This window comes from Pseudomonas yamanorum, assembly GCF_013386765.1.
In the GTDB taxonomy this organism is placed as follows: Bacteria; Pseudomonadota; Gammaproteobacteria; order Pseudomonadales; family Pseudomonadaceae; genus Aquipseudomonas; species Aquipseudomonas yamanorum_A.
Window position 1 is genome coordinate 26,004 of the sequence record NZ_JACARE010000056.1, and the last position, 24,907, is coordinate 50,910.

The following is a 24,907-nucleotide window of genomic DNA, read 5'->3' on the forward strand; positions in this document are numbered from 1 at the left end:
CTACACTCGTTAAGCTGCGCAACGGATGTGCCTCGCCAGGAGTCTGACCTGCCCGTCGTACCGTCACCTGGCAAGCTGTACATCTTATGGAAGTTGAATGTGACCTCATTGTCTTGTCCAGCTTCACCCACCTGTCACTCTGAATTCGTTACTGTAGACCGCGAACAGAGCTGACGGTCTCCCCGCAAGGGGATAACACGCGACGCTTCCATCAATAACAAGCCCAAGCGGAGTACCACAGATGGCGTTCTTCACCGCAGCCAGCAAAGCCGACTTCCAGCACCAACTGCAAGCGGCACTGGCGCAGCACATCAGTGAACAGGCACTGCCACAAGTGGCGCTGTTCGCTGAACAATTCTTCGGCATCATTTCCCTGGATGAACTGACCCAGCGTCGCTTGTCCGACCTGGCCGGTTGCACCCTGTCTGCCTGGCGCCTGCTTGAGCGCTTTGACCACACCCAACCGCAAGTGCGGGTCTACAACCCCGATTACGAACGTCATGGCTGGCAATCGACCCACACCGCGGTCGAAGTGCTGCACCACGACCTGCCATTTTTGGTGGACTCGGTGCGTACCGAGCTGAACCGCCGTGGCTACAGCATCCATACCCTGCAAACCACCGTGCTCAGCGTGCGTCGTGGCAAGAAGGGCGAGCTGCTGGAAATCCTGCCCAAAGGCACCCAGGGCGAAGACGTTCAGCAAGAATCGCTGATGTACCTGGAAATCGACCGCTGCGCCAACGCCGCCGAGCTGAATGTCCTGAGCAAGGAACTTGAGCAGGTACTGGGCGAAGTGCGCGTCGCTGTCGCCGATTTCGAGCCGATGAAGGCCAAGGTCCAGGAACTGCTGGACGGTATCGACGCCAGCGCGTACGTGATCGACGGCGAAGAAAAAGCCGAGATCAAGAGTTTCCTGGAATGGCTGGTGGGCAACCACTTCACCTTCCTGGGCTATGAAGAGTTTGTGGTACGTGACGAGGCGGACGGCGGTCATATCGAATATGACGCCAATTCGTTCCTCGGTCTGACCAAACTGCTGCGCCCGGGCCTCACCGCCGACGATCTGCGCATCGAAGACTACGCGGTGAACTACCTGCGTGAACCGGCCGTGCTGTCGTTCGCCAAGGCCGCTCACCCAAGCCGCGTGCACCGCCCGGCCTACCCGGACTACGTGTCGATCCGCCAGATCGATGCCGACGGCAAGGTCACCAAGGAATGCCGCTTCATGGGCCTCTACACCTCTTCGGTGTACGGCGAAAGCGTGCGGGTAATCCCGTACATTCGCCGCAAGGTCGCGGAAATCGAACGTCGCTCGGGCTTCCAGGCCAAGGCGCATTTGGGCAAGGAACTGGCCCAGGTGGTCGAAGTGCTGCCCCGGGATGATCTGTTCCAGACCCCGGTGGACGAGCTGTTCAGCACCGTGATGTCGATCGTGCAGATCCAGGAGCGCAACAAGATCCGCGTGTTCCTGCGCAAAGACCCGTACGGTCGCTTCTGCTACTGCCTGGCCTACGTGCCGCGCGACATCTATTCCACCGAAGTGCGCCAGAAGATCCAGCAAGTGCTGATGGATCGCCTGAAAGCCTCGGACTGCGAATTCTGGACCTTCTTCTCTGAGTCCGTACTGGCTCGCGTCCAGCTGATCCTGCGGGTAGACCCGAAGAACCGCCTGGACATCGACCCGCTGCAACTGGAAAAAGAAGTGGTGCAGGCCTGCCGCAGCTGGCAGGACGACTACTCCAGCCTGGTGGTGGAAAGCTTCGGCGAAGCCCATGGCACCAACGTGCTCGCAGACTTCCCGAAAGGCTTCCCGGCCGGCTACCGCGAGCGTTTCGCCGCGCATTCGGCCGTGGTCGACATGCAGCACCTGCTCAGCCTGACCGAAGCCAACCCGCTGGTGATGAGTTTCTACCAGCCACTGGGTCAGGTTTCCGGCCAGCGCGAGCTGCACTGCAAGCTGTATCACGCCGACACTCCGCTGGCACTGTCCGACGTGCTGCCGATCCTGGAAAACCTCGGCCTGCGTGTACTGGGTGAATTCCCGTACCGCCTGCGTCATGCCAATGGCCGCGAGTTCTGGATTCACGATTTCGCGTTCATCGCCGCCGAAGGCGTGAACCTCGACATCCAGCAACTGAACGACACCCTGCAGGACGCGTTCGTGCATATCGTGCACGGCGATGCCGAGAACGATGCGTTCAACCGCCTGGTGCTGACCGCCGGCCTGCCATGGCGCGACGTGGCGCTGCTGCGTGCCTACGCCCGTTACCTGAAGCAGATTCGCCTGGGCTTCGACCTGGGTTACATTGCCAGCACCCTGAACAACCACACCGACATCGCCCGCGAGTTGACCCGGTTGTTCAAGACCCGCTTCTACCTGGCGCGCAAGCTCACCAGCGACGACCTGGAAGACAAGCAGCAACGCCTGGAGCAAGCGATCCTCACGGCCCTGGACGACGTTCAGGTGCTCAACGAAGACCGCATCCTGCGTCGCTACCTGGACCTGATCAAGGCCACCCTGCGGACCAACTTCTACCAGGCGGATGCCAACGGTCAGAACAAGTCCTACTTCAGCTTCAAGTTCAACCCACACGCGATTCCTGAATTGCCCAAGCCGGTGCCGAAGTTTGAAATCTTCGTCTACTCGCCACGGGTTGAAGGCGTGCACCTGCGCTTTGGCAACGTCGCTCGCGGCGGCCTGCGCTGGTCCGACCGTGAAGAAGACTTCCGTACCGAAGTGCTGGGCCTGGTAAAAGCCCAGCAGGTGAAGAACTCGGTCATCGTGCCAGTCGGCGCCAAGGGCGGCTTCCTGCCGCGTCGCCTGCCACTGGGCGGCAGCCGGGACGAGATCGCGGCCGAGGGTATCGCCTGCTACCGCATCTTCATTTCCGGCCTGTTGGACATCACCGACAACCTGAAAGACGGCGCCCTGGTGCCACCGTTGAACGTGGTGCGCCACGACAACGATGACCCGTACCTGGTGGTGGCGGCGGACAAGGGCACTGCGACCTTCTCCGACATCGCCAACGGCATCGCCATCGACTACGGCTTCTGGCTGGGTGATGCGTTCGCCTCCGGTGGTTCTGCCGGTTACGACCACAAGAAAATGGGCATCACCGCCAAGGGCGCGTGGGTGGGCGTGCAGCGTCACTTCCGTGAGCGCGGCATCAATGTCCAGCAAGACAGCATCACCGTGGTGGGCGTGGGCGACATGGCCGGCGACGTGTTCGGCAACGGCCTGTTGATGTCCGACAAGCTGCAACTGGTCGCGGCCTTCAACCACCTGCACATCTTCATCGATCCAAACCCGACCCCGGCCAACAGCTTCGCGGAACGCCAGCGCCTGTTTGACCTGCCGCGCTCGGCCTGGACCGACTACGACACCAGCATCATGTCCGAAGGCGGCGGTATCTTCTCGCGCAGCGCGAAGAGCATTGCCATCTCGCCACAGATGAAAGAACGCTTCGACATCCAGGCCGACAAGCTGACCCCGACCGAACTGCTGAACGCCTTGCTCAAGGCGCCGGTGGACCTGTTGTGGAACGGCGGTATCGGTACCTACGTCAAGGCCAGCACCGAAAGCCACGCCGATGTGGGCGACAAGGCCAACGACGCCCTGCGCGTCAATGGTAACGAGCTGCGCTGCAAGGTAGTGGGCGAGGGCGGTAACCTCGGCATGACCCAACTGGGTCGTGTGGAATTCGGCCTCAATGGCGGCGGTTCCAACACCGACTTCATCGACAACGCCGGTGGCGTGGATTGCTCCGACCACGAAGTGAACATCAAGATCCTGCTCAACGAAGTGGTGCAGGCTGGCGACATGACCGACAAGCAACGCAACCAGTTGCTGGCGAGCATGACCGACGAAGTCGGCAGCCTGGTGTTGGGCAACAACTACAAGCAAACCCAGGCCCTGTCCCTGGCGGCCCGCAAAGCTTTCGAGCGAGCAGCCGAGTACAAGCGCCTGATGAGCGACCTGGAAGGCCGCGGCAAGCTGGACCGTGCCATCGAGTACCTGCCGACCGAGGAGCAGCTCAACGAGCGCGCCGCCGCGGGCAAGGGCCTGACGCGTCCGGAGCTGTCGGTATTGATCTCCTACAGCAAGATCGACCTCAAGGAAGCGCTGCTTAAGTCCCTGGTGCCGGATGACGACTACCTGACCCGTGACATGGAGACCGCGTTCCCGCCGAGCCTGGTGGCCAAGTTCTCCGAAGCCATGCGTCGCCACCGTCTGAAGCGTGAGATCGTCAGCACCCAGATCGCCAACGACCTGGTCAACCACATGGGCATCACCTTCGTTCAGCGACTCAAAGAGTCCACCGGCATGAGCCCGGCGAACGTGGCCGGTGCCTACGTGATCGTGCGTGACATCTTCCATCTCCCGCACTGGTTCCGTCAGATCGAAGCCCTGGACCACCAGGTGTCGGCCGACGTGCAACTGGAGCTGATGGACGAACTGATGCGCCTGGGCCGTCGTGCCACGCGCTGGTTCCTGCGCAGCCGTCGCAACGAGCAGGACGCCGGGCGCGATGTTGCGCACTTCGGTCCACACCTCGCTGCGCTGGGTCTCAAGCTCGACGAACTGCTGGAAGGTCCGACCCGCGAAGGCTGGCAGAACCGTTACCAGGCTTACGTCGAGGCCGGTGTGCCAGAGTTGTTGGCGCGCATGGTTGCAGGCACTACGCACCTGTACACCCTGTTGCCGATCATCGAGGCCGCGGACGTGACAGGCCAAAGTGCAGCAGACGTCGCGAAGGCTTACTTCGCCGTCGGCAGCGCCCTGGACTTGCCGTGGTACCTGCAGCAAATCAGCAGCCTGCCGGTGGGCAACAACTGGCAGGCCCAGGCCCGTGAGGCCTTCCGCGACGACGTGGATTGGCAGCAACGGGCGATCACCATTTCCGTACTGCAAATGGCCGACGCGCCAGAAGACATGGAAGCCCGCGTGGCCCTGTGGCTTGAGCAGCACCAGGACATGGCTGATCGCTGGCGCGCCATGATGGTTGAAATTCGTGCTGCAGTCGGCACGGACTACGCCATGTACGCGGTGGCCAACCGTGAGTTGCTGGACCTGGCAATGAGTGGTCAGTCGGTGCTGTAAAAAGCCTGATTGAGGGTTAACACCGAAAAATCCCCGTGTCGAAAGACACGGGGATTTTTTTTGGGTGGACGCTTACGTCGAGGGCATGGCTGCCGTGGGTCAGTTGCCGGAACCCAGCACGACTTTTGGTTCATTGAATTGAGCGACCAGCAGCACCTTGCTGTTCAACTCAGCGAGGATGGACAGGGAGGCGTCATATTGCTTCGGACTCATCTGGTGCAAGATTTCCTCGAGGTCAGCGTCGAGTTGATCAACCGATTCAATACCGACGTTTCTGTCACGTGCAAATTTCAATAGTGCGCGGGCTTTGGGCAAGTCTTTTTCGAGTCCATAGATGCGCGCTTTTTTGGCCCCTTTCCATGGCATGCCGGCCAGTGCGTAGCCGTATTCCTGTATGCCTTCCAGTTCGCCCGCCGCTACCAATTGTGCAAACCTTTGCTGCTTCTCGAGCGTGCTGGCTGTTGATGTCTGGGGGTAGACGCGATCGTACAGTGCCGGTGGATACCCGCTGTCAGCAGATTTTTGGCACATCTCTTCAATCAGTGCGTTGCGCTCTACGGCGTTGGTCATCAGCCCAGGGTGTTCCCGGTAGGCTTGGGCCAGTTTGAATTGCGCCTTTGAGTTGCCTGTGGCTGCGGCCTGGGTCAGCCATGCAATGTCCTGGGTCAGGGTATACATGTTTAACATGCCCTGGGCATTGCCAGCGGCAACTGCCGCCATGGACAGCTCCCTGGCTTTTGCCAGAGATTCGGTGTCCCCGAGCCACATCAAGGCGAAGACGTTGTTCTGTGCCGCTGCAAGCCTGAGCCATTTTTTGGTTTCCGGGAACGCATAGCGAAATGCCCCGAATATATAACCGGTGCAAGTGGCCATGGCGTATTGCGATTGCGCGTCGCCATTCAGCGCCGGGAAGGTCAAATAGAATGCCGCGTCGTCAATTTTGCCTCGACGAAACAACGCGCTTCCAATCTTCCTTGCGGCGTCGGTCAGTTCAGCCAACGTTGCATTCAAGGGGGCCGGCAGAGAAGCCTTCTGATCATTCAATTGAGTAATCAGGGTGGACAGCTTCGACGACACGTCTGGGTCAATGTACATTTTCGATACCTGTAATAGAGCACTCAAGCAGTGCGGGATACAGGTTATGGAAAGGTCACCTGGCGCAGGCGTTACATAGCTAGGGCGGGCGCGGATCAGGCGGTGCTGGAGTTGGCTTGGCTGATTAGTAGACAAAACCATGTGTCGAAAGATACCGGGCTTCTTTGTGTTCGCTTTACAAGATTGGCGATGCTACGAAATAAGTAGCTTGGCTTCCAGGTGGTCCAGATGCCGGGTCATCAAGGTGACGGCGGTACCGGCGTCGCCTTGCTCCACCGCATCCACAATCGCCCTATGCTCCTGCCCCGCGCAATACGTGCAGGCCGTCGCCTCAAGCTGCGCTATCACCAACGACGTCAACGGCACCAGGCTGTTGAGAAACTGCGCCAGCGGTGCATTCCCGGCGATGGCCGCCAGTTGCAGGTGAAACTCCCCTGAAAGCCGAATCGCCGGGCCGCGTTCGTCACGCTCAATGCAGGCGCGTTCCCGTGCGATCAGCTCTCGCAGTTGGCGGATCTGTGCCGGTTTCGCGTGAGCACACGCCAGTTGCACCACGGTGATTTCCGTCAGGCGACGGGCCTCCAGAATTTGCCGGGTTTGTTGGGCATCCGGTGCTGCCACCTGGGCCCGATGGTTGGGCCGCAGGATGATTACTTGTTGGTGCGATAGCCGCGCCAGCACTCGGCGTATCACGCTGCGGCTCACACCAAAACTCTGCCCCAGGCTTTCTTCGGTAAAGCGGCTGGCCGGGGCGATGCGTTGTTCGAGAATGGCGTCGAACAGCCGCGGATAGATGTCGTCCACCGAGAGTTTTTTGCCGGGCACCAGGCGTATCGGCGGCAGGACATTGACGACGCTGTTACGTTGCAGGGCAGGGGCGTTCATGGGCGGTCTCCAAAAAGTCAGCTACCCAGATGGTCATCCGGGATGTTCAAGCGAATGCCCATGCGCAAGCCTTCCTGGAGGATGTGCCGGCGCATTTCGGCGCTGGCCAGGGCGCTGTTCTTGTTGCGGATCGCGCGCACCACGGCGTCGTTTTCCTGCAGGCGCTCCGCCAGGTGCTCGGGGGAGTTGCGCAGCACCTGGGCGCTTTGCTTGAGGGCGTTGCTGGTTTGTTGCACCACGTTCTGGAAGATCGGGTTGGAGGTCAGGGCGAACAGTTCTTCGTGGAACGCGATGTAGGCGTTCATCCCGGCTTCGCTGTCGCCGGCATCGAGGGCCTCGCGCATGTCCATCAGGGTCAGGCGCAGTTGCCCGACCTCCTTGCTGCTGATGGATTGAGCCACCAGGCCGACGATAAAGGGCTCGAGGGTGTAGCGCAGTTGCAGGATGTCTTCGAGACTGGCGTCGGCCACGCCGCTGTCCTGGGCCTGGGGTTCGCTGAGGGTGGCTTCCAGCACCACCACGCCCTTGCCGGGCATGGAGCGCACCAGGCCGAGGGTTTCGAGCACGATCACCGCTTCGCGCAGGCTCGGACGGCTGATGCCCAGTTGCTCGGCCAGTTCACGTTGGCCGGGGAGCATCTCGCCGCGTCGCCACTGGCCCTTCGCCAGGGCGGCGCGCAGTTTTTCTACCACTGAATTGACGACGGTTGAGGTGCTGATCACGTCGATGCCTCCTTGATGATCTAGTGTGGGAGCTGGCTTGCCTGCGATAGCGGTGTATCAGTCAAAAATTCATTTGCCGACCCGGCGCCATCGCAGGCAAGCCAGCTCCCACATTGGAGTGGTGTGTTGTCGGGAAAGAGTCAGAACTCCTGGTGGGCGGGCACTACCGGCTTCTTGGCCTGGAAGGCATACCCTTGCTGCCCGTCCAGCACCTTGTTGGCGCGCTGGATATCGATGTCTTTTTCCCAGCGGGCGATGGCCACGGTAGCAACGCAGTTGCCGATCAGGTTGGTCAGCGCCCGGCCAATCCCCATGAACCAGTCCACTGCCAACACCAGCACCAGGCCCACCACCGGAATCGCCGGGATCGCGGTGAGCGTCGCCGCCAGAATCACCAGGGCCGATCCCGGGATCCCGTGGGCACCCTTGGAGGTGATCAGCGATACCAGCAGGATGGTCAGCAGGTCGGTCATCGACAGCGGCGTGCCGGTGGCGTTGGCGATAAATACGATGGCCAGGGTCAGGTAGATCGAGAAGCCATCGAGGTTGAACGAGTACCCCGTCGGAATCACCAGACCCACGGTCGAGCTGCCGATGCCCAGGTGCTCCAGTTTACGCATGATCTGTGGCAACACCGCATCGGAGGACGCGGTGCCCATCACGATCAACAGCTCTTCGCGCAGGTACTTGAGCAGCGGCAGCATCCGCAGGCCCGACAGGCGCATCACCAGGCCGAGAATCACCGCCACGAACATGAAACAGGTGAGGTAGAACAGGCCCACCAGGCTACCCAGGTGTTGCAGGGAATCCAGGCCGTAGGTGCTGGTGGTGAAGGCGATGGCGCCGAACACGCCGATGGGTGCCAGGCGCACGATCATGCCCATGATGCGGAAGATCACGTGGCTCAGCTCGTTGATCAACCGCGAGATGCCGGAGGCGGCTTCGCCCACCAGGTTCAGGGCGCTGCCGAACAGCACGGAGAACAACAGCACCTGCAGCACGTTGTTGTCGGCGAAGGCGCCGATCACCGAGTTGGGGATCAGGTCCATCAGGAACTGGCTGGTGCCCTTGATGTGTTGGCCTTTGTCGGCCAGTTCATTCAAGCCGGCGGAGGAGAGTTGTTCCAGGTGGATATTGGCGCCGGTGCCGATCCCGGTACTGAAGGCCATGATCAGGCCGATCACCAGGGCCACGGTGGTCAGCGCTTCAAAGTAGATCACCGACTTGAGCCCGATGCGTCCGACTTTCTTCAAGTCGCCGGCACCGGAAATACCGCTGACCACCACGCAGAACACGATCAGGCCAATCAGCATTTTGATCAGCTTGATAAAGCCGTCACCCAGGGGTTTGAGTTGCGAGGAGAATTCGGGAAGGGCGAGGCCGCAGATTATGCCGATGACCAGGCCAATCACGACTTGCAGGAACATCGAACGCGAGCACCATCTGAGCATGGGAAGGATCTCTATTCGGTGCCCTGGTGGGTCCAGGGCTTAATTGTTGTGGTCTGACCGGTATGTCCAGTGCGGGGCCAGTCTACGCTCGGTTTTTTTCCAGCTGCAAGTAAATATTACAGAGAGGATGGGTCCCGGTCTGACCAGTTGGTCGCCAAGGTCGGGGCTTGAGCGGTTGGCGGCCCGGAATTTTTTTCGCTTATCATCCCGGGCTCGGTTCACAAGGTGAGTTATGGATATTCCAGGTTTGATTACCGACGCGGCGGGCATCACGAGCTGTACGTGGCGCACGGCGGCGCCGGAGTACGCGCATTACCACGACCATGAATGGGGCGTGCCGGTGGCCGAGGACATTGCGCTGTACGAGAAGATTTGCCTGGAGGGTTTTCAGGCAGGCATGGCGTGGATCACCATCCTGCGCAAGCGCGAGGCGTTTCGGCGAGCGTTCGAGGGCTTTGATTTTCGCCGGGTGGCGCAGTACACCGAGCAGGACATCGAGCGCTTGATGGCCGACCCGGGCATTGTGCGTAATCGCGCCAAGATCGTGTCCACCGTCAACAACGCCCGGCGCGCCTGTGAGCTGGTGGATGAGACCGGCTCGCTGGCGGCGTGGCTGTGGTCATTTGAACCGGCCGCCGATGAGCGTCCGGCAGTGGTGGACATGGCGTACTGGACGGCCAATCCCACGTCAGCTGCGTCAACGCGCTTGTCCAAGGCCCTGAAAAAGCGCGGCTGGAGCTACGTGGGGCCGACTACCATGTATGCGTTGATGCAGGCGATGGGCATGGTCAACGACCACCTTGAAGGGTGCGTCTGTCGGCCAAGAATCGAACACCTGCGCCGCCACTTCAAACGCCCCTGAGCGCGGTCAAAACTGTGGGAGCTGGCTTGCCTGCGATAGCGGTGGGTCAACAAACACAACTGTGTCTGATACACCGCTATCGCAGGCAAGCCAGCTCCCACAAGGACGGTTAATGTGGCAGCGGTGTGAGCACGTCGGCCTTGTCGTCCATCACCATCACCACCAGCAGTTTCGCCGGTTGGGTCTGGCTGGCATTGCTGGATTCAAAGTGCCGCGAACCGGCGGGCTCATAGAACGATTGGCCCACCTTGTAGGTGATCGCCTTCTCATCGTTGACCCGCGAGGTGATTGCACCTTCCAGCACATAGGCCACGGCCGTGCCGGTGTGGCTGTGGGGCACGGTGGCCTGGCCCGGGGCGTAGTCCACGGTGAGCATGATGGTTTTCTTGCCCGGAACATTGGTCAGGGCATGCTCTTGCAGGACGTTGATCTTTTCCTGGTTGTACACCGGGTCGTGGGCAAAGGCGCTTAACGAGGCCAGCAACAGGGTGGTGCCGAGCAGTATTTTCATGGCGATGCTTCCGGGAAGTTTTAGACCTCTTCACCCTACGCGCAGGTCATGGGGCGACCAATAACCAATCCGCCGGAAAATCCCTCAGCCAATCTCTTGCAGGATGTCGCGCACCTTGTCCAGCGCCGGGTCGATATCCAGGGTTTCAATGGCGCCGAAACCAATGATCAACCCGTCGCGCACCGGCGCCTCATGGAAGAACACGCTCAAGGGATACAGGCCGACCTCGACCTTGCGGGCCAGCTCCATCAGCAGCGGGATATTTACCGGCACCTTGCACAGCGCCGCCATATGGAACCCGGCCACGGTGGGCACCGCTTCGAACCACGGCGACAGGTCTGTGGCCAGGCGCTTGAGAATGCGCTCCCGGCGCCCCGCGTACACGGTATGGCAACGACGAATATGCTTGAGCAGATAGCCTTCGCTGATGAACTTGGCCAGGGCCCATTGCGGCAGGGTGGAGCTGTGTTGGTCGGTCAGTTGCTTGGCCTTGAGCACTGCGCCAAAAATCGCCGGCGGCAGCACGGCGTAACCCAGGCGCAGTTCTGGCAGCAGGGTTTTGGAGAAGGTCCCGACGTAGGTGACGACACCCCGGGTGTCCATGCTTTGCAGCGAATCGGTGGGGCGCCCCTCGTAGCGAAACTCACTGTCGTAATCGTCTTCGATGATGATTGCGCCCAGCTCGAACGCCCGCGCCAGCAACGCCTCGCGGCGCGCCAGGCTCATCGGCATGCCCAGGGGAAACTGGTGGGACGGCGTCACATAGATCAGCCGGGTGCCGTCGGGAATCAGCTCTACCTGGATGCCCTGTTCGTCGACCGGCACGCCCACCACCGTAGCGCCCACCGCGTTGAACATCAGGCGTGCCGGGGTGTAGCCGGGGTCTTCCATGGCAACGATGCTTGCGGGTTCCAGCACCACGCGGGCGATCAGGTCCAGCGCCTGCTGGGCCCCATTGGTGACCACGATGTCGTCATCCCGGCATTTGACCCCGCGGGAAAACGCAATATGCCCGGCGATCGCATTGCGCAAGGCCGGCAAGCCTTCAGGCTGGCTGTAGTAACCGCTGTTCTGGGCGATGCGGCGCAAGGCGTCCTGGGTGCAGCGGCGCCATTCTTCCTGGGGAAACTGGCTGCGGGTGGTGGCACCCCCGATAAACTCGCAACGCAAGGTGCCGTCCCGGGTTGGGTGGCGCATGGGGGAAGGCAGTGATTGCCACTTGGCGAGGTTGGCGGCGCAGGCCAGGTCTGTGGCGGTTTGCAGGCGCTCGGAACGCGGCGCCCGGGCGTTGACGAAGGTGCCACGGCCGATCTTGCCCACCAGCAGGCCTTCATAGGTCAGGGTGGCGTAGGTGTCGGACACTGTCTTGCGCGACACGCCCAATTGCTCGGCCAACAGTCGGCTGGGCGGCAGCTGCGCGCCGGCCGCCAGTTGTCCCGACTCAATGGCCGCGCGCAGTTGCTGGTAAAGCTGTTCGGCCAGATCCTTGCGGCCATTGATGACGACGTGCAGTTCCATGTTTCATCCAGAGGCGATCAATCCCTGGCAAGGTTACCCGTAACCGTCGCGGCTCGGTACCGCCAAAGTGGTCCCCTCATAAACCGGCGTTTTGGCTATAGGGCTTATGCCACGCGGCCTTTAGGCTGGGCAGTCATTGCATTTGCCACTGGGGCTACACCGATGGAACCTCGCCTGGATTACTACACCGCCTCGCCACAAGCGCTCAAGGGCATGTTGATGCTGGAAGCGGCGACCTTTGGCTTGTCCATCGAAAAGCCCCTGCTGGAGCTGATCAGGATCCGGGTTTCGCAGCTCAATCAGTGCGGGTTCTGCACCGACATGCACTCGATGGCAGCGCGTCAGCGGGGCGAGAGCGAGCGGCGGCTGTTCGCATTGTGCGTGTGGCGAGACTCGCCGTTTTTTAACCCGAGGGAGAAAGCCGCCCTGGCCTGGAGCGAATCCGTGGCCACGCTGCCGACCTCCAGCGTGCCGGATGAACTGTTTGCGGCAATGCGCGTGGAGTTCAGCGAGCAGGAGTTGGTGGACCTGACCATGGCGGTGTCCAGCATCAGTGCCTGGAACCGCCTGGCCGTAGGGTTTCGCCAGCAACCGCCGAACGATTGATCAGGACAGGAAACCACCGTCCACGTTCAGCGAAATACCCGTGGTGTAGCTGGATGCATCGCTGGCCAGGTACAGCACCGCGCCGGCCATTTCGCTCGGGTCGGCCACGCGCTTGAGGGGGATCTGCGCCAGGGCCATTTTCAGGATCGAATCGTTTTTGACCAGCGCGGAGGCGAACTTGGTGTCGGTCAGCCCCGGCAGCAGCGCGTTGCAACGAATGCCGAACGGCGCGCATTCCTTGGCGAAAACCTTGGTCATGTTGATCACGGCCGCCTTGGTCACCGAGTAGATGCCCTGGAACACGCCCGGCGATATCCCGTTGATGGATGCCACGTTGATGATGCTGCCGCCACCGTTCTCGCGCATCAGCTTGCCGGCTTCCACCGACATGAAGAAGTAGCCGCGAATGTTCACATCGACGGTCTTCTGGAACGCGCCCAGGTCGGTGTCCAGTACATTGCAGAACTGCGGGTTGGTGGCGGCGTTGTTGACCAGGATATCCAGGCGGCCGAACTGTTCGCGGATCGCGGCGAAGACATTCGTGATCTGTTCCATTTCGCCGATATGGCAGGCAATGGCCGTGGCCTTGCCGCCGTCGGCGATGATCGCATCGGCCACGTGCTGGCAGCCGTCGATCTTGCGGCTCGACACGATCACGTGGGCGCCTTGCTGGGCCAGCAATTTGGCAATCGCCTCACCAATACCGCGGCTGGCGCCGGAAACGAAAGCGATCTTGCCGTCGAGGTCGAACAGTTGAGTCTTGGACATGGTTTTTCCTTGAAGAGGGTCAGAGGGAAGACTGTTTGATGACATTCAGGCTCATCTGCTCCAGCAGCTTGTTCATGTGGATGAACTGCGCAAAGCGTTTGTCCTGGGTCTGGCCATGGAAGAAGCGGTAGTAGATCTGCTGCACGATGCCGGCCAGGCGGAACAGGCCGTAGGTGTAGTAGAAGTCGAAATTGTCGATCTGGATCCCGGAGCGCTCGGCGTAGTAGTCGACGAACTGGCGGCGGGTGAGCATGCCGGGGGCGTTGCTCGGCTGGCGGCGCATCAGCTGCACCGGGGCCGGGTCGGCCGCTTCGATCCAGTAGGCGAGGGTGTTGCCCAGGTCCATCAGCGGGTCGCCGAGGGTGGTCAGTTCCCAGTCGAGCACACCGATGATCTGCATCGGGTTATGCGGGTCGAGGATCACGTTGTCGAAGCGATAGTCGTTGTGGACGATGCTCGAGGTGGGGTGATCGGCTGGCATCTTGTCGTTGAGCCAGGCACGCACGGCTTCCCAGCTCGGTGCGTCAGGGGTCAGGGCTTTTTCGTAGCGATCGCTCCAGCCGCGAATCTGGCGCTCCACGTAACCCTCGGGCTTACCCAGGTCGGCCAGGCCGCAGGCGGTGTAGTCCACCTGATGCAGCTCGACGAACTTGTCGATAAAGCTTTTGCACAAGGCTTCGGTTTTCGCCGCATCCAGGCCCAGCTCCGGCGGCAGGTCCGAGCGCAGGATGATGCCGTTGACGCGCTCCATCACGTAGAACTCGGCGCCGATCACCGACTCGTCGGTGCAGTGCACGTAGGCCTTGGGGCAATACGGGAAACCGTCCTTGAGCTGGTTGAGAATCCGGTATTCGCGGCCCATGTCGTGGGCGGACTTGGCCTTGTGGCCAAAGGGCGGGCGGCGCAGCACGAATTCCTGGCCGGGGTATTCCAGCAGGTACGTCAGGTTGGAGGCGCCTCCCGGAAACTGGCTGATGTTGACGCTGCCGCTCAAGCCCGGAATATGGGCCTTGAGGTAGGGATCGATGAGGCTGGCATCAAGTTCTTCGCCGGGGCGAATCTGGGTCGATTGGTCATTAAGCGCCATGCTTATCCCTTCTGCTTATTCTTAAGGCCTTGGACTATTGGCTAATCTAATGCGCGTAGACGCCCAGCCACAAGGTTGGGGCGGCTTAATAGGTTAGCGTGTTGGCCGATGATCAGCGGGCCTGATGTGCTCAGATCACCAGAATTGCACGCCCGCTTGGGTTGCAGGACAGGTTGGCACCGATCTCGACTTTTGCCAGGTCGATGCCGAGGCCGGCGAGGAGGTTGTTGACCAACGGGTCGAGGAGTGGGCCGAGCAGGGCGGAGACCGTAGTGCTGACGAGGTTGAGCACCGTCGTCAACAGCCCGACGACCAGGCTCAGCACCAACCCCAGCAGCCCGCCCTTGGTGGGTGGATGGTTGATCAATTGGATGCCGTTGAGGGTGTTGGCCAGGCTGCCCACGACGTTGTTGGAGCTGAAACTGAAGTAATCCGGCGGGCTTTTTACCTCGGGTGGCGACAGGTAGGTATGGTTTCGGGTGGTCTTGGCCACGCTGCTGTCGACCTTCAGGCTGATACCGCCGACGGCATATGGCTCCCGGTCACACACACCCTTGCTGCAGGTTTTTTCGCCCAGGTCCAGCAGCGCAAATTCATTGACCTTCAGGGGTTCAGTGGAGGAAAACAGGTTCTTCGGATCGATCTGGCCCACCATCAACCGCACGGCAGAGGTAGTGCCCACAACCGACAACGATTTGTCCGCAGCGCTCGTGCAACTGTAACCGGTGACGCTGCTGCTGCCGCTGGCAGCCTCCAGGGCAACATCAATTTGCGAGCCGATTGCCGGGTCCAGGAAACCACCCAACAAGCCACCCACCAGCCCCGTTATTGTGCTGATAATTCCGTTCAGTCCGTCGATTACCGGCAGTTTGACGGAGATCAACGTCCTGACTTGCGCGGTCCTGACATAGATCGGCTGGGTGGCGATCAGCTTCGGGTTGCCAATGGCGGAAACCTGCGCCGGTTCAATCACCTTGGTCTTGACTGTGATATTCAGCAGGCCCAATACATCGATCGGCAACTCCACCGCCACGGCGTTGTACTTGTTCGACAGTTGCACAAACCCCTGAATCAGATTGAACAGTTGCAGGTTGACGTCCAGGGCGCTTTTGTCGGTGCCGTTCTGGATGCTCAGCAGGTCGCCCAGGTGCAGGATCTTGGTGCCGGGGGCAATCAGCTTGATCGCTTCCAGGTTATTGATCACCACCTTGACCGCATCGCCCCCCAGCTTGAGCACATCAATCGCAGCTTGAATCAGGTCGCCGACGCTGGCGTCGGTCTTGAGCAGTTCGTCGTAATTGCCGGCACTGACGTTAAGCCGAATCGCCAGGGCGTCCAGGTAACCGAGCAGGTTGATATTGGCCTTGATCAAACCCTCCCAGCCCAATGCGTCGAGTTGCAATTTGCCCCCCAGCAGCCCACCGATCAAGGCGTTGAGCGCTGCGGACTTGGTGCTGTCTACGGTCAGCAGCGTGCTGCGGATGGTCAGCACCGCCACCGGTGGTGCGGGCACGGCGGCCACAGCCACTGCGCGCAATTGAATCGTCGGGTTGAACGGGCCTGGGGCGAACAGCATGAAAAGGCCGTTGGCGATGCTGGTGACCACGCGATGGGTAGCAATGACCTGGATCGCATCGGCCTTGGAGGGATTGGGGGAGAAGGTGCGGATGAAGTCAGCGCCGGTGACCAGCGTGCCACAGGCGGTGCTCAGGGTACGGTTGTCGTCGATCGGGAAGTCATTGCGGGCCGCGCTTTGTATCGCAAACTGTGGGGCGTTGGTATTCGGGGTCAAGCAGGCGCCGCCGCGGCTCACCACCTCAAGCGCTGCGGTGTCGGCCACGCGTTGCAGCTTGCGCTTTTCCAGGTACAACCGGCCGCTGTCGACCACCAGCAACAGGAACAACAGCGCGATGCCGAGGGTCATCGCGCCCACCAAACCTATCGCACCGCGTTGGCGGGCCGGGCCGGGTCCATGGCAAACCATCCTGCGTTCCTTCGCCGGTCCAGTACCAGCGTCCTGAGCATCCCCGCAAGCAGTGTAGCCAGGATTTGGATGATTGCTGGCTACTGGCCATTATTTTCGCGGCGGCAGTATCACGGGCGTCAGTACAGGGCGGCCGGCGAAATACTCCAGCAGATTGTCTGCCACGCGTTGCACGGTGTCATGGGCCGCTTCCGGTGACAGGCCGGCGACGTGGGGCGTGAGCACGGTATTGCTGAGGTGCTTGAGCGCGTCTGGCACCTTGGGTTCATCGTCGAACACATCCAGTGCCGCGCCGCCGATACGGCGCTGCTCCAGGGCGGTAATCAGGTCGGCGGTGACCACCACGCTGCCGCGGCCGATGTTCACCAGGAAACCGTTGGGCCCCAGCGCGTCGAGGGCCTGGCGGTCGATCAAATGCCGCGTGCTGGTGCCACCGGGCGTGGCCAGGATCAGAAAGTCCGAGGCCCGCGCCAGTTCCACGGCGGTGGCGCAGTAGGTGTAGTCCACATCATCGCGGGGCTGGCGGTTGTGATAACTCACCTCCATGCCAAACCCCAGGGCCGCGCGCTTGGCGATCTCAAGGCCCACGGCGCCCAGCCCGAGAATCCCCAGCTGTTTGCCGGCCAGGGAAGGGCGCATGACTTTGGGCCATTCGCTGCGCCGCACCGCCGCGTCTGCCCGGGGAATGTCACGCACCAGCGACAGCAGCAGGGCCATGGCATGGTCGGCCACCGATGGCGCATTCACACCGGCGCCATTGGTGACCACAATGCCCCGGTTGCTGGCGGCTTGCAGGTCCACGTGTTCATAACCGGCGCCGATCACACAGATGATCTCCAGCACCGGCAGCGCGGCGATTTCCTCGGCGTACAGGCCCAGCGGGCCACGGGTCAGTACCGCCTGGATCTGCCCGCCGTGGGTCTTGATCGCCTTGGCGCGCTCGGCCGGGGTCGGCGCGAGGATCACGTGAAAGCCGTTGCCTTCGATAATCGGCAGGTAGTCGTTGATGGTTTCAACCAGGACCAGAACGGTGACGGGCATGCGAGGGCTCTTCCTGAAGGGTTTGAGGGGTTCAGTATGCGACATTTTGTCGGTATGAACCCCGCGCCAGGTGAAGAAAAATCCGACGCCCGCTGGGTATTGATACTCCAGCGGGCGCTCCGGAGAGGATGTTAAAAGCAGATATCTGCCGCCTTAATACGTTTCACAAACGCCCCGGCCAACGTGGCGTTGTGATGCTCGATAATCGCCTCGGCCGTTAACGCCGGCGTGTCCATGCACGTGTGACCATCCTCCGGCAGCACCACCGAGAACCCCAGTTCGACGGCAACCCGGCACGTTGTGTCGATGCAGTACTGGGTTTTCATCCCGACGATCACCAGCTCATTCACCTGTGACGCCGCCAGTTGTTGTGCCAGCCCGGTGTCGAGGAAACAGCTGGGCCTGGATTTATCGAACACCGCGTCGCGGGCTTCATCCACCTCCAGCGCCGGCCATAGCTGCCAGAGCGGGCTGCCCGACTCGATGGGCGAGCCCGCAGGGCCGGTGTGACGTGCGGCGAAAATCGGTACGCCGGCGAGGCGGGCTCGCTGAATCAATGAGTTGATGGTGTCGAGTACGCGCTGGCGTTCGTGGGGTTTCTCCGGGCCGTCGTACAGACCGGTCTGCATGTCGATGACCAGCAGGGCGGGGCGCTTGGCTTCAGGCATGGTGTTGCTCCTTGTAGTTGCCAGACGGGCGGAGCAATAAAAAGGCCCCGTCCATTGCTGGCGGGGCCTTGGGTAAACCTGGGTGGCTTAGTTTGCGCGCCACTCACCGCTACCACACGACCCGCCATAAGCGGTCGTGGTAGTGGTACGGGTGAGGGCCAGCTGGATAAGGTTCATGGGCCGATCATGCTGGCGCTGGCGTTTGGCTGTCAACGCATCAGACGAGGTTTTTTTCCGGGAGCAGGATATTTCTGGCGGCGGCGAGGAACTCCTCGGACAGGCTGTCGCCTTTGGTCGCACGGGCCAGGGTCAGGGCGCCGAACATCATCGTGTACTGGGCAATGGCGGCCTGCCGGTCACCTTCGGGTGTGCCGGTAGCCTGGGTAGCGGCCAGGATCCCCATGGACTCTTCAAAACCCTGGATAAAGCTGCGTTGCAGCGCGCTGTCGGGCGCTTCATGGCACATTTCCCCGGCAAACGCCGCCACCGGGCAACTGTCCCCGGGGTTGTCGCGATTGGCGGCCGTGAGGTACGGATCGATCAGTGCCAGGCGCGCAGTCTCGGGGTCAGGGCTTTGCTCGACCCGCGCTTGCCAGCGCAGGCTCGATTGCTCGAACGCCCGGTTGCAGGCTTCCGTGGCCAGCGCCTCGCGGGACTCGAAGTGCCCGTAGAAACCGCCATGGGTCAGGCCGGCAGCCGCCATTACGTCCGACACGCTGATGCCATGGATGCCCCGTTCACGAAACAGTCGCGTGGCGGCCTCGACGATGATTTCGCGGTTGAGTTCGGCTTGTTTGCGGGACACGCGTGGCATCGAAGGCTCTCTGGATCAGGTTGTGGCAGGAATGGGCGGCATCATAAAACGTTTAGCTGGCGTACTGCGCAATCCCGTTGCCGAACGACCAGTTTTCCTTCTTGACCTCCACCAGGCTGATAAACACGTCTTCCAGGCGCACCGCGAGTTCACGGTTCAGACTTTCGGCGATGGTCTTGTACAGCAGCTTTTTCTGCTCGGTGCTGCGGCCTTCATTCAGGGTGATCTGGATGATCACCAGGTTGTCGGTGCGCTGGATGCCCAGATACTCCGGGTCATAGATGAAGTGGTGCTCATCATGCTCGGTGAGGATCTGGAAATTATCGTGCTCGGGCACGCCAATCGCGGTGTGCATGGCGTTGTAGATCAGGACACCGACGCGTTTGGCGTAGGTGACGTCGGGGTTTTTCCGAAGGTCGATGCGCACGATTGGCATGGCAGTGATTCCAGTGAGAGGCGTGGCTTAAAAATACATGACGGTAGGCATTTATAAAATAGATTTCTTGTGAAATGTAAAATTAAAGGCGTAAAAATCACCTTCAACCCTCTGCTCCGCACAACCATTCCTCAGCTAAGTCTTTGCTTATTCAAGCGAATCCCGGACAATCGCGCCCCTGTTTCGGTCGAGGCGCTGCCTGTCAGGTTTTTCTGACTCGTCCCGACTGAGTGAATGCGGAGATCCGAACGGATGAATGATCAGGCCAATAGCGTCGACGAACGCTACGCAACGACACCTGCAACCCTCACAAGCTGGAGCCGCCAGGACACCACCTGGATGCTCGGCCTGTTCGGTACGGCCATCGGCGCCGGCACCTTGTTCCTGCCTATCAACGCCGGCCTTGGCGGTTTCTGGCCGCTGATGATCCTCGCGGTACTGGCGTTCCCGATGACGTTTTTCGCTCACCGCGGCCTGACCCGCTTTGTGCTCTCGGGCCGGGAAGGCTCGGACATCACCGACGTGGTCGAGGAACATTTCGGCCTCAAGGCCGGTGCCGCGATCACCTTGCTGTACTTCTTCGCGATCTTCCCGATCCTGCTGATCTACAGCGTGGCGCTGACCAACACCGTCGGCAGCTTCATGGAGCATCAACTGCACATCGCGCCGCCGCCCCGGGCGATCCTGTCGCTGGTGCTGATCCTCGGCCTGCTGGCCGTGGTGCGCTGCGGCGAGCAGGTGATCGTCAAGGCCATGAGCCTGATGGTGTATCCGTTTATCGTCGCCTTGCTGTTCCTCGCCGTGTACCTGGTGCCGCACTGGAACGGTGGCATCCTCAGCACCGCCAGCACGGTGCCGGCCCCTTCGGCGCTGCTGCACACCTTGTGGCTGGCGATTCCGGTGATGGTGTTCTCGTTCAACCACTCGCCGATCATCTCGGCCTTTGCGGTGGACCAGAAGCGCCAGTACGGCGAACACGCCGAGGAGCGCAGCTCGCAGATCCTGTCCCGGGCGCACATCCTGATGGTGGTGATGGTGCTGTTCTTCGTGTTCAGCTGCGTGTTGACCCTGTCGCCTGCGCAACTGGCCGAAGCCAAGGCGCAGAACCTGTCGATCCTGTCGTACCTGGCCAACCACTTCAGCAACCCGACCATCGCGTTTGCCGCGCCGCTGATCGCGTTCGTGGCGATTGCCAAGTCGTTCCTGGGCCACTACATCGGCGCCAGTGAAGGCCTCAAGGGCCTGGTGTTGAAAAGCGGCCGTCGTCCGGCTGCCAAGACCCTGGACCGCATGACCGCCGCGTTCATGCTGGTGGTGTGCTGGATCGTCGCCACCCTGAACCCGAGCATCCTCGGCATGATCGAGACCCTGGGCGGGCCGATCATTGCGTCGATCCTGTTCCTGATGCCGATGTACGCGATCCGCAAGGTACCGGCCATGGCCAAGTACCGTGGGCAGGCGTCCAACGTGTTTGTGACGGCGGTGGGCCTGGTGGCGATTACCGCGCTGATTTACTCGTTGGTGTCCTGACAGCACCCCGTTTCAATGCAATGATCACGGCCAATTCGCAGACTGCGGATTGGCCGTTTTTTTTGCCAGGGAATTAAGGATTGATCACCAAGCCTGAGAGCGACACCACGCCGAATCGTGCACAAGACTTGCTGGCCGGGCTGTCCATCGCCGGCCTGCTGCTGCCTGAGGCCGTGGCCTATTCCAGCATCGCCGCATTGCCGCCCCAGGCGGGCGTGATCGCCTTGTTCGCCGGGTTGCTGTGTTACGGCCTGTTTGGCACCAGCCGCTTCGCGATTGTCTCCGCCACCTCGTCCTCGGCCGCTGTGCTGGCGGCCGCCACCGCGAGTCTGGCCGGCGACGATCCGGCGCTCAGGCTGGACCTGGCGATGGGCCTGGTGCTGGTGACCGGAGCCTTTTTCCTGCTGGCCGGGTTGCTCAAGCTGGGCGGCCTGACCTCGTTTATCGCCAAGCCGGTGCTGCGTGGCTTTGCCTTTGGCCTGGCGCTGACCATCATCCTCAAGCAACTGGCCAGCGTGGTCGGTGTACACCTGACCGACAACAACCTGATTCGCTTCCTGCCTCAGCTCCTGGAGCAACTGCCGCGCTGGAACTGGGCCGCCGCTGCGGTGGCGGCTGTCGCGCTGCTATTACTGTGGCTGTGCGCGCGAGTCCGGCGCCTGCCGGGCGGTTTGCTGGTGGTGATCCTCGGGATTGCCGCCGGTCAGTGCCTGGATTTGCAGGCCCATGGTGTGGCGTTGATCGGGGTGATTGACCTGCGCCTGGAGTTTGCGCACTTGCCGGTGTTGCCGTTTGCCGACTGGTTGCGCCTCGGGGAGCTGGCGTTTGCCATGGTGATGATTCTTTACGCCGAGTCCTACGGCTCCATCAGTTCTTTCGCCCTCAAGCATGGCGACCGGGTGTCATCCAACCGTGACTTGCTGGCGTTGGGGGCTGCGAACCTGTTGTCCGGGCTGTTTCAGGGCATGCCTGCGGGTGCCGGGTATTCGGCGACGTCGGCCAATGAAGCGGCAGGCGCCAACTCCCGGTTGGCTGGAGCGGTGGCGGCGCTGGTGGTGTTGGCCATCGTGCTGACGGTGTTGCCGCTGGTGGCATTGACGCCGGAGCCGGTACTGGCGGCCATCGTCATTTATGCCTTGGGCCGTGGCTTGAGCCTGCAACCCTTGGGCCGCTATTTCTCCTGGCGCCGCGACCGGCTGCTGGTGATTTGCGCGGTGGCCGCCGTGCTGGTGCTTGGCGTACTGGATGGTTTGCTGGTGGCGGTGGGCATCAGCGTGGTGCTGATGCTGCGGCAGATGTCGTCGGCGGATGTCCGTGAGCTGGGGCGCATCGATGGCGGGCATGATTTTGTCGACCTGCAGCATCATCCAGGTGCCGAACAGATTCCGGGTGTGCTGATCGTGCGTCCCAGCGAAGCGTTGTTTTTCGCGAATGCCGAGCGGGTGCTGGGAGCGGTGTTGCGCTTGATGCGGCGCGCGTCGTCACCGGTTCACAGCGTGGTGCTGAGCCTGGAAGAGTCCCCGGACCTGGACGGCACCAGTATCGAGGCTTTGCAGGCGTTTTTCGTGCAGGTGCAAGGGGAGGGCAAGTGCCTGGTGCTGGCCCGCGTAAGGCATGAGGCACAGGAGGTGTTGCAGACGCTGCCTGAGGCGTGCGCGCCCCAGGTGTTGATCAGCGGGTTGAGTGTGGACGGCGCGGTGCAGTTGGCCTTGCAGCCAACTGCCTGAGCCCGGAATTAAAACGTCTCGGCGCTGACCCCCGCGTGGGCGAGATAGCGGTGCAGCGCCTCAAGGTTGTCATGCGTGATGATCGCACCGACATAACCATCCGGACGCACCAGCACCCATTCGCCAGGGGCGAGGTTGTAGGCATCCTTGAACTGTCGTTGATCATCCACCAGGTCGCCGCCTGGGCCAAAGCGATGGATATGCAGCCCGGCCGCAGGCTTCAGCGACCCGCGCTCCACCTCGTAGCCTAACAACGTCCAATGCGCGCCCTGGAACAGCTTGAATAACCGGGACGAATGGCCGGCGGCGTCGCGCAGGGTTGCATCGGGCGCCCGGTCACCGGCGAGCAAGCGCCCGTCACGTTCTGCCGGTTGCAGCGCGAGGCTGGAGTGGGGATACCCGATATCGAGTTGGTGCACTTCGCGGCCACGACGCATGTCGCCGTTTTTCATCCCGTCCAGCAGCTTGGTCGACAGGCCGAGCATCGACGCGGCCACAGGCCGCCGCTCTTCCTCATAGGTGTCGAGCAATGCGTCGGGCGCACCGGCAATGACCGCCGCCAGCTTCCAGCCCAGGTTGTAGGCATCCTGTACGCTGGTATTGAGGCCCTGGCCGCCGGTTGGTGGGTGAATGTGCGCGGCGTCTCCAATAAGAAACACCTGCCCGACGCGATAGTGATCGGCGAGCCGCGCATTCATCGTGTAGGCCGACGCCCAGGAGACAGACTGGATGTGAATGTCCTGCCGACCGGTGCGCTGCGCCACCATGGTCATGAGCCCTTCAGCGCTGAGGTCAACTTCTGCGTCCAGTGGAATCGGCGCCTGTACCTGAAACAGCTCGGTCCCCGCCAAGGGGCAGATTGCGATCTGCGCTGTCATGCACTCATTGCTGAACCGGTGCCAGTAGTCCCGTGACAGGCCGGTCATTGCAACGTCGGCCACGATGGCGCGAACGCCGAGGGTTTGCCCGGGAAATCCGATATCCAGCGTGCGCCGTACCACACTGCGGCCGCCGTCTGCGCCAACGAGCCAACGCGCGTGAACGCTGTGTTCGCCGTCATGGCCGGCCAGATGTGCGGTCACGCCTTGGCTGTCCTGCTCAAAGCCCACCAGTTCGTAGCCAAACTCCGGGCGGTGCCCCAACTCCTGCAGGCGGTCGCGCATCAGCCCTTCGGTAAGGAACTGCGCCAGCATCAAAGGCTGCTGATAGGGCTCCGCTGGCGTCGGCTCGGACTGCTCGACCACCTTGGCGTCTGTGTGGCTGCCGTCTGCGTTGTATCGCCGCTCGGGCGGGTAGACGCCGCCCGTTGCGATGATGCGGTCGAGAATGCCGAGGTCTTCGAAGATTTCCTGGGTTCGCGGTTGAATGCCCTTGCCCCGTGAGCCATGAAACGGCGAGGGGGCTTTCTCGATCAGCCGGAAGGATACGCCCCGTCGCGCCAGCTCGATCGCCAGGGTCAAGCCGGCCGCACCCGCACCACAAATCAGAACGTCGACTGCGCTTTGCTGTTTCATCTGGATCGCCTTTATATGTAATATGCACATATATTTGAGCAAGGAAAAATCCGTGTCAATAGAAAGCGTGCAAAATACACCTATTGGTCGTCAGATTCGCGAGCTTCACGGGGCGTTGATTGAAATTGTCGGCGCCATGAACCGTCCCCAGCGCGACGAAGTGATGGTCCGCGAGGCCGGGATAGCCCTCGATCGGGCACTGTTTCCGCTGGTGGTGCTGGTGGAGCGGCTGGGTCCGATCGGCGTTGTCGAGCTGGCCGACCGCGTGGGGCGCGACTACACCACCGTCAGTCGCCAGGTGGCGAAGCTGGAGAGCCTTGGCTTGGTCGACCGCCAGGAAAGCGCCAAGGACCGCCGCGTGCGCGAGTCGGTTATCACCCCAGAGGGCAAGGCGATGACGGATCGGGTGGATGAGGCGCGGACCCGCATGGGCATGGCTATCTTCGCCAACTGGGAGCCGCAGGATATTGATGACCTGGTGCGGCTGATGGGCAAGTTTGCCGCCGACCTCAACGACGATGCGCTGGTCACGCTCAACCTGGAGAGCGAATAGAAAACCCGGGCAAAAAAATACCCCTCAATGAGGG

The 24,907-nt window shown here is 61.5% G+C and carries 20 protein-coding genes; 6 read left to right on the top strand and 14 right to left on the bottom strand.

The genetic code is table 11. The features are described from left to right. Positions 1 to 241 precede the first annotated feature (241 nt). Complete coding sequence (locus HX875_RS30285) at positions 242 to 5,101, top strand: NAD-glutamate dehydrogenase (RefSeq protein WP_177048409.1); 4,860 nt, start codon at positions 242 to 244, stop codon at positions 5,099 to 5,101. Between the two features lie 99 nt (positions 5,102 to 5,200). Here HX875_RS30285 and HX875_RS30290 read toward each other — a convergent pair whose 3' ends face one another. From HX875_RS30290 to HX875_RS30305, 4 genes are all read right to left on the bottom strand, one after another. After that, positions 5,201 to 6,196 (bottom strand): tetratricopeptide repeat protein, encoded by a 996-nt coding sequence (locus tag HX875_RS30290; RefSeq protein ID WP_177048410.1) that lies wholly within the window; start codon positions 6,194 to 6,196, stop codon positions 5,201 to 5,203. A gap of 192 nt (positions 6,197 to 6,388) precedes the next feature. Further along, positions 6,389 to 7,081, bottom strand: a complete 693-nt coding sequence (locus HX875_RS30295; RefSeq protein ID WP_177048411.1) for a GntR family transcriptional regulator — start codon at positions 7,079 to 7,081, stop codon at positions 6,389 to 6,391. Positions 7,082 to 7,098: 17 nt separating this feature from the next. After that, on the bottom strand, positions 7,099 to 7,803 hold the full coding sequence (locus HX875_RS30300; protein ID WP_177048412.1) for a FadR/GntR family transcriptional regulator: 705 nt from the start codon (positions 7,801 to 7,803) through the stop codon (positions 7,099 to 7,101). A gap of 140 nt (positions 7,804 to 7,943) precedes the next feature. Beyond that, on the bottom strand, positions 7,944 to 9,254 hold the full coding sequence (locus HX875_RS30305; protein WP_177048413.1) for a C4-dicarboxylate transporter DctA: 1,311 nt from the start codon (positions 9,252 to 9,254) through the stop codon (positions 7,944 to 7,946). A gap of 232 nt (positions 9,255 to 9,486) precedes the next feature. Between HX875_RS30305 and HX875_RS30310 the strand changes: the two genes are divergently transcribed. Then, a complete protein-coding gene (locus tag HX875_RS30310; RefSeq protein WP_177048414.1) occupies positions 9,487 to 10,116 on the top strand; it encodes a DNA-3-methyladenine glycosylase I in 630 nt (209 codons plus the stop codon). Positions 10,117 to 10,225: 109 nt separating this feature from the next. Here HX875_RS30310 and HX875_RS30315 read toward each other — a convergent pair whose 3' ends face one another. Both HX875_RS30315 and pdxR read right to left on the bottom strand, forming a co-directional pair. After that, positions 10,226 to 10,627 carry a cupin domain-containing protein gene (locus HX875_RS30315; protein WP_177048415.1) on the bottom strand — a complete coding sequence of 134 codons (402 nt, stop codon included), beginning with the start codon at positions 10,625 to 10,627 and terminating at the stop codon, positions 10,226 to 10,228. An 84-nt stretch (positions 10,628 to 10,711) separates the two neighbouring features. Further along, the gene (pdxR, locus tag HX875_RS30320; protein ID WP_177048416.1) at positions 10,712 to 12,145 is read right to left on the bottom strand and encodes a MocR-like pyridoxine biosynthesis transcription factor PdxR; all 1,434 of its coding nucleotides are present in this window, start codon (positions 12,143 to 12,145) and stop codon (positions 10,712 to 10,714) included. A gap of 162 nt (positions 12,146 to 12,307) precedes the next feature. Here pdxR and HX875_RS30325 point away from each other — a divergent pair, with 162 nt between their 5' ends. Continuing rightward, positions 12,308 to 12,751 carry a carboxymuconolactone decarboxylase family protein gene (locus HX875_RS30325; RefSeq protein ID WP_177048417.1) on the top strand — a complete coding sequence of 148 codons (444 nt, stop codon included), beginning with the start codon at positions 12,308 to 12,310 and terminating at the stop codon, positions 12,749 to 12,751. On the opposite strand, the gene HX875_RS30330 is transcribed toward HX875_RS30325, so the two are convergent. The 7 genes from HX875_RS30330 to HX875_RS30360 form a co-directional block, all read right to left on the bottom strand. Further along, a complete protein-coding gene (locus HX875_RS30330) occupies positions 12,752 to 13,519 on the bottom strand; it encodes an SDR family oxidoreductase (RefSeq protein WP_177048418.1) in 768 nt (255 codons plus the stop codon). It abuts the gene before it with no gap. A gap of 19 nt (positions 13,520 to 13,538) precedes the next feature. Continuing rightward, a complete protein-coding gene (locus HX875_RS30335; protein WP_076014879.1) occupies positions 13,539 to 14,606 on the bottom strand; it encodes a phosphotransferase family protein in 1,068 nt (355 codons plus the stop codon). A 130-nt stretch (positions 14,607 to 14,736) separates the two neighbouring features. Beyond that, the gene (locus HX875_RS30340; RefSeq protein WP_177048420.1) at positions 14,737 to 16,590 is read right to left on the bottom strand and encodes a pilus assembly protein TadG-related protein; all 1,854 of its coding nucleotides are present in this window, start codon (positions 16,588 to 16,590) and stop codon (positions 14,737 to 14,739) included. A 90-nt stretch (positions 16,591 to 16,680) separates the two neighbouring features. After that, complete coding sequence (locus HX875_RS30345) at positions 16,681 to 17,631, bottom strand: 2-hydroxyacid dehydrogenase (protein WP_177048422.1); 951 nt, start codon at positions 17,629 to 17,631, stop codon at positions 16,681 to 16,683. A 131-nt stretch (positions 17,632 to 17,762) separates the two neighbouring features. After that, a complete protein-coding gene (locus HX875_RS30350) occupies positions 17,763 to 18,299 on the bottom strand; it encodes a cysteine hydrolase family protein (RefSeq protein ID WP_177048424.1) in 537 nt (178 codons plus the stop codon). A gap of 217 nt (positions 18,300 to 18,516) precedes the next feature. Next, positions 18,517 to 19,113: a TetR/AcrR family transcriptional regulator gene (locus tag HX875_RS30355; protein WP_177048426.1), complete on the bottom strand. Its 597-nt coding sequence runs from the start codon at positions 19,111 to 19,113 to the stop codon at positions 18,517 to 18,519. Positions 19,114 to 19,165: 52 nt separating this feature from the next. Continuing rightward, a complete protein-coding gene (locus HX875_RS30360; RefSeq protein WP_003210790.1) occupies positions 19,166 to 19,549 on the bottom strand; it encodes a tautomerase family protein in 384 nt (127 codons plus the stop codon). 252 nt (positions 19,550 to 19,801) lie between these two features. On the opposite strand from HX875_RS30360, the gene HX875_RS30365 reads away from it, so the two are divergent. Both HX875_RS30365 and HX875_RS30370 read left to right on the top strand, forming a co-directional pair. Beyond that, positions 19,802 to 21,079 carry a serine/threonine transporter gene (locus tag HX875_RS30365; RefSeq protein ID WP_177048428.1) on the top strand — a complete coding sequence of 426 codons (1,278 nt, stop codon included), beginning with the start codon at positions 19,802 to 19,804 and terminating at the stop codon, positions 21,077 to 21,079. Positions 21,080 to 21,159: 80 nt separating this feature from the next. Beyond that, positions 21,160 to 22,806, top strand: coding sequence for a SulP family inorganic anion transporter (locus tag HX875_RS30370; protein ID WP_177048429.1), 1,647 nt, complete (start codon positions 21,160 to 21,162; stop codon positions 22,804 to 22,806). A gap of 8 nt (positions 22,807 to 22,814) precedes the next feature. Here HX875_RS30370 and HX875_RS30375 read toward each other — a convergent pair whose 3' ends face one another. Next, entirely contained in the window at positions 22,815 to 24,320 is a 1,506-nt protein-coding gene (locus HX875_RS30375; RefSeq protein WP_177048431.1) for an FAD-dependent oxidoreductase, read from the bottom strand. A 52-nt stretch (positions 24,321 to 24,372) separates the two neighbouring features. On the opposite strand from HX875_RS30375, the gene HX875_RS30380 reads away from it, so the two are divergent. Continuing rightward, positions 24,373 to 24,873, top strand: coding sequence for a MarR family winged helix-turn-helix transcriptional regulator (locus tag HX875_RS30380; RefSeq protein WP_371321508.1), 501 nt, complete (start codon positions 24,373 to 24,375; stop codon positions 24,871 to 24,873). The last annotated feature ends 34 nt before the right edge of the window (positions 24,874 to 24,907 follow it).

Coding starts and splice junctions, on each gene's coding strand:
- HX875_RS30335 (WP_076014879.1), bottom strand. CDS start 14,606: ATGGCGCTTAATGACCAATCGACCCAGATTCGCCCCGGCGAAGAACTT.
- HX875_RS30360 (WP_003210790.1), bottom strand. CDS start 19,549: ATGCCAATCGTGCGCATCGACCTTCGGAAAAACCCCGACGTCACCTAC.
- HX875_RS30290 (WP_177048410.1), bottom strand. CDS start 6,196: ATGTACATTGACCCAGACGTGTCGTCGAAGCTGTCCACCCTGATTACT.
- HX875_RS30345 (WP_177048422.1), bottom strand. CDS start 17,631: ATGCCCGTCACCGTTCTGGTCCTGGTTGAAACCATCAACGACTACCTG.
- HX875_RS30310 (WP_177048414.1), top strand. CDS start 9,487: ATGGATATTCCAGGTTTGATTACCGACGCGGCGGGCATCACGAGCTGT.
- HX875_RS30355 (WP_177048426.1), bottom strand. CDS start 19,113: ATGCCACGCGTGTCCCGCAAACAAGCCGAACTCAACCGCGAAATCATC.
- HX875_RS30340 (WP_177048420.1), bottom strand. CDS start 16,590: ATGGTTTGCCATGGACCCGGCCCGGCCCGCCAACGCGGTGCGATAGGT.
- HX875_RS30350 (WP_177048424.1), bottom strand. CDS start 18,299: ATGCCTGAAGCCAAGCGCCCCGCCCTGCTGGTCATCGACATGCAGACC.
- HX875_RS30305 (WP_177048413.1), bottom strand. CDS start 9,254: ATGCTCAGATGGTGCTCGCGTTCGATGTTCCTGCAAGTCGTGATTGGC.
- HX875_RS30295 (WP_177048411.1), bottom strand. CDS start 7,081: ATGAACGCCCCTGCCCTGCAACGTAACAGCGTCGTCAATGTCCTGCCG.
- HX875_RS30375 (WP_177048431.1), bottom strand. CDS start 24,320: ATGAAACAGCAAAGCGCAGTCGACGTTCTGATTTGTGGTGCGGGTGCG.
- HX875_RS30315 (WP_177048415.1), bottom strand. CDS start 10,627: ATGAAAATACTGCTCGGCACCACCCTGTTGCTGGCCTCGTTAAGCGCC.
- HX875_RS30330 (WP_177048418.1), bottom strand. CDS start 13,519: ATGTCCAAGACTCAACTGTTCGACCTCGACGGCAAGATCGCTTTCGTT.
- HX875_RS30325 (WP_177048417.1), top strand. CDS start 12,308: ATGGAACCTCGCCTGGATTACTACACCGCCTCGCCACAAGCGCTCAAG.
- pdxR (WP_177048416.1), bottom strand. CDS start 12,145: ATGGAACTGCACGTCGTCATCAATGGCCGCAAGGATCTGGCCGAACAG.
- HX875_RS30285 (WP_177048409.1), top strand. CDS start 242: ATGGCGTTCTTCACCGCAGCCAGCAAAGCCGACTTCCAGCACCAACTG.
- HX875_RS30365 (WP_177048428.1), top strand. CDS start 19,802: ATGAATGATCAGGCCAATAGCGTCGACGAACGCTACGCAACGACACCT.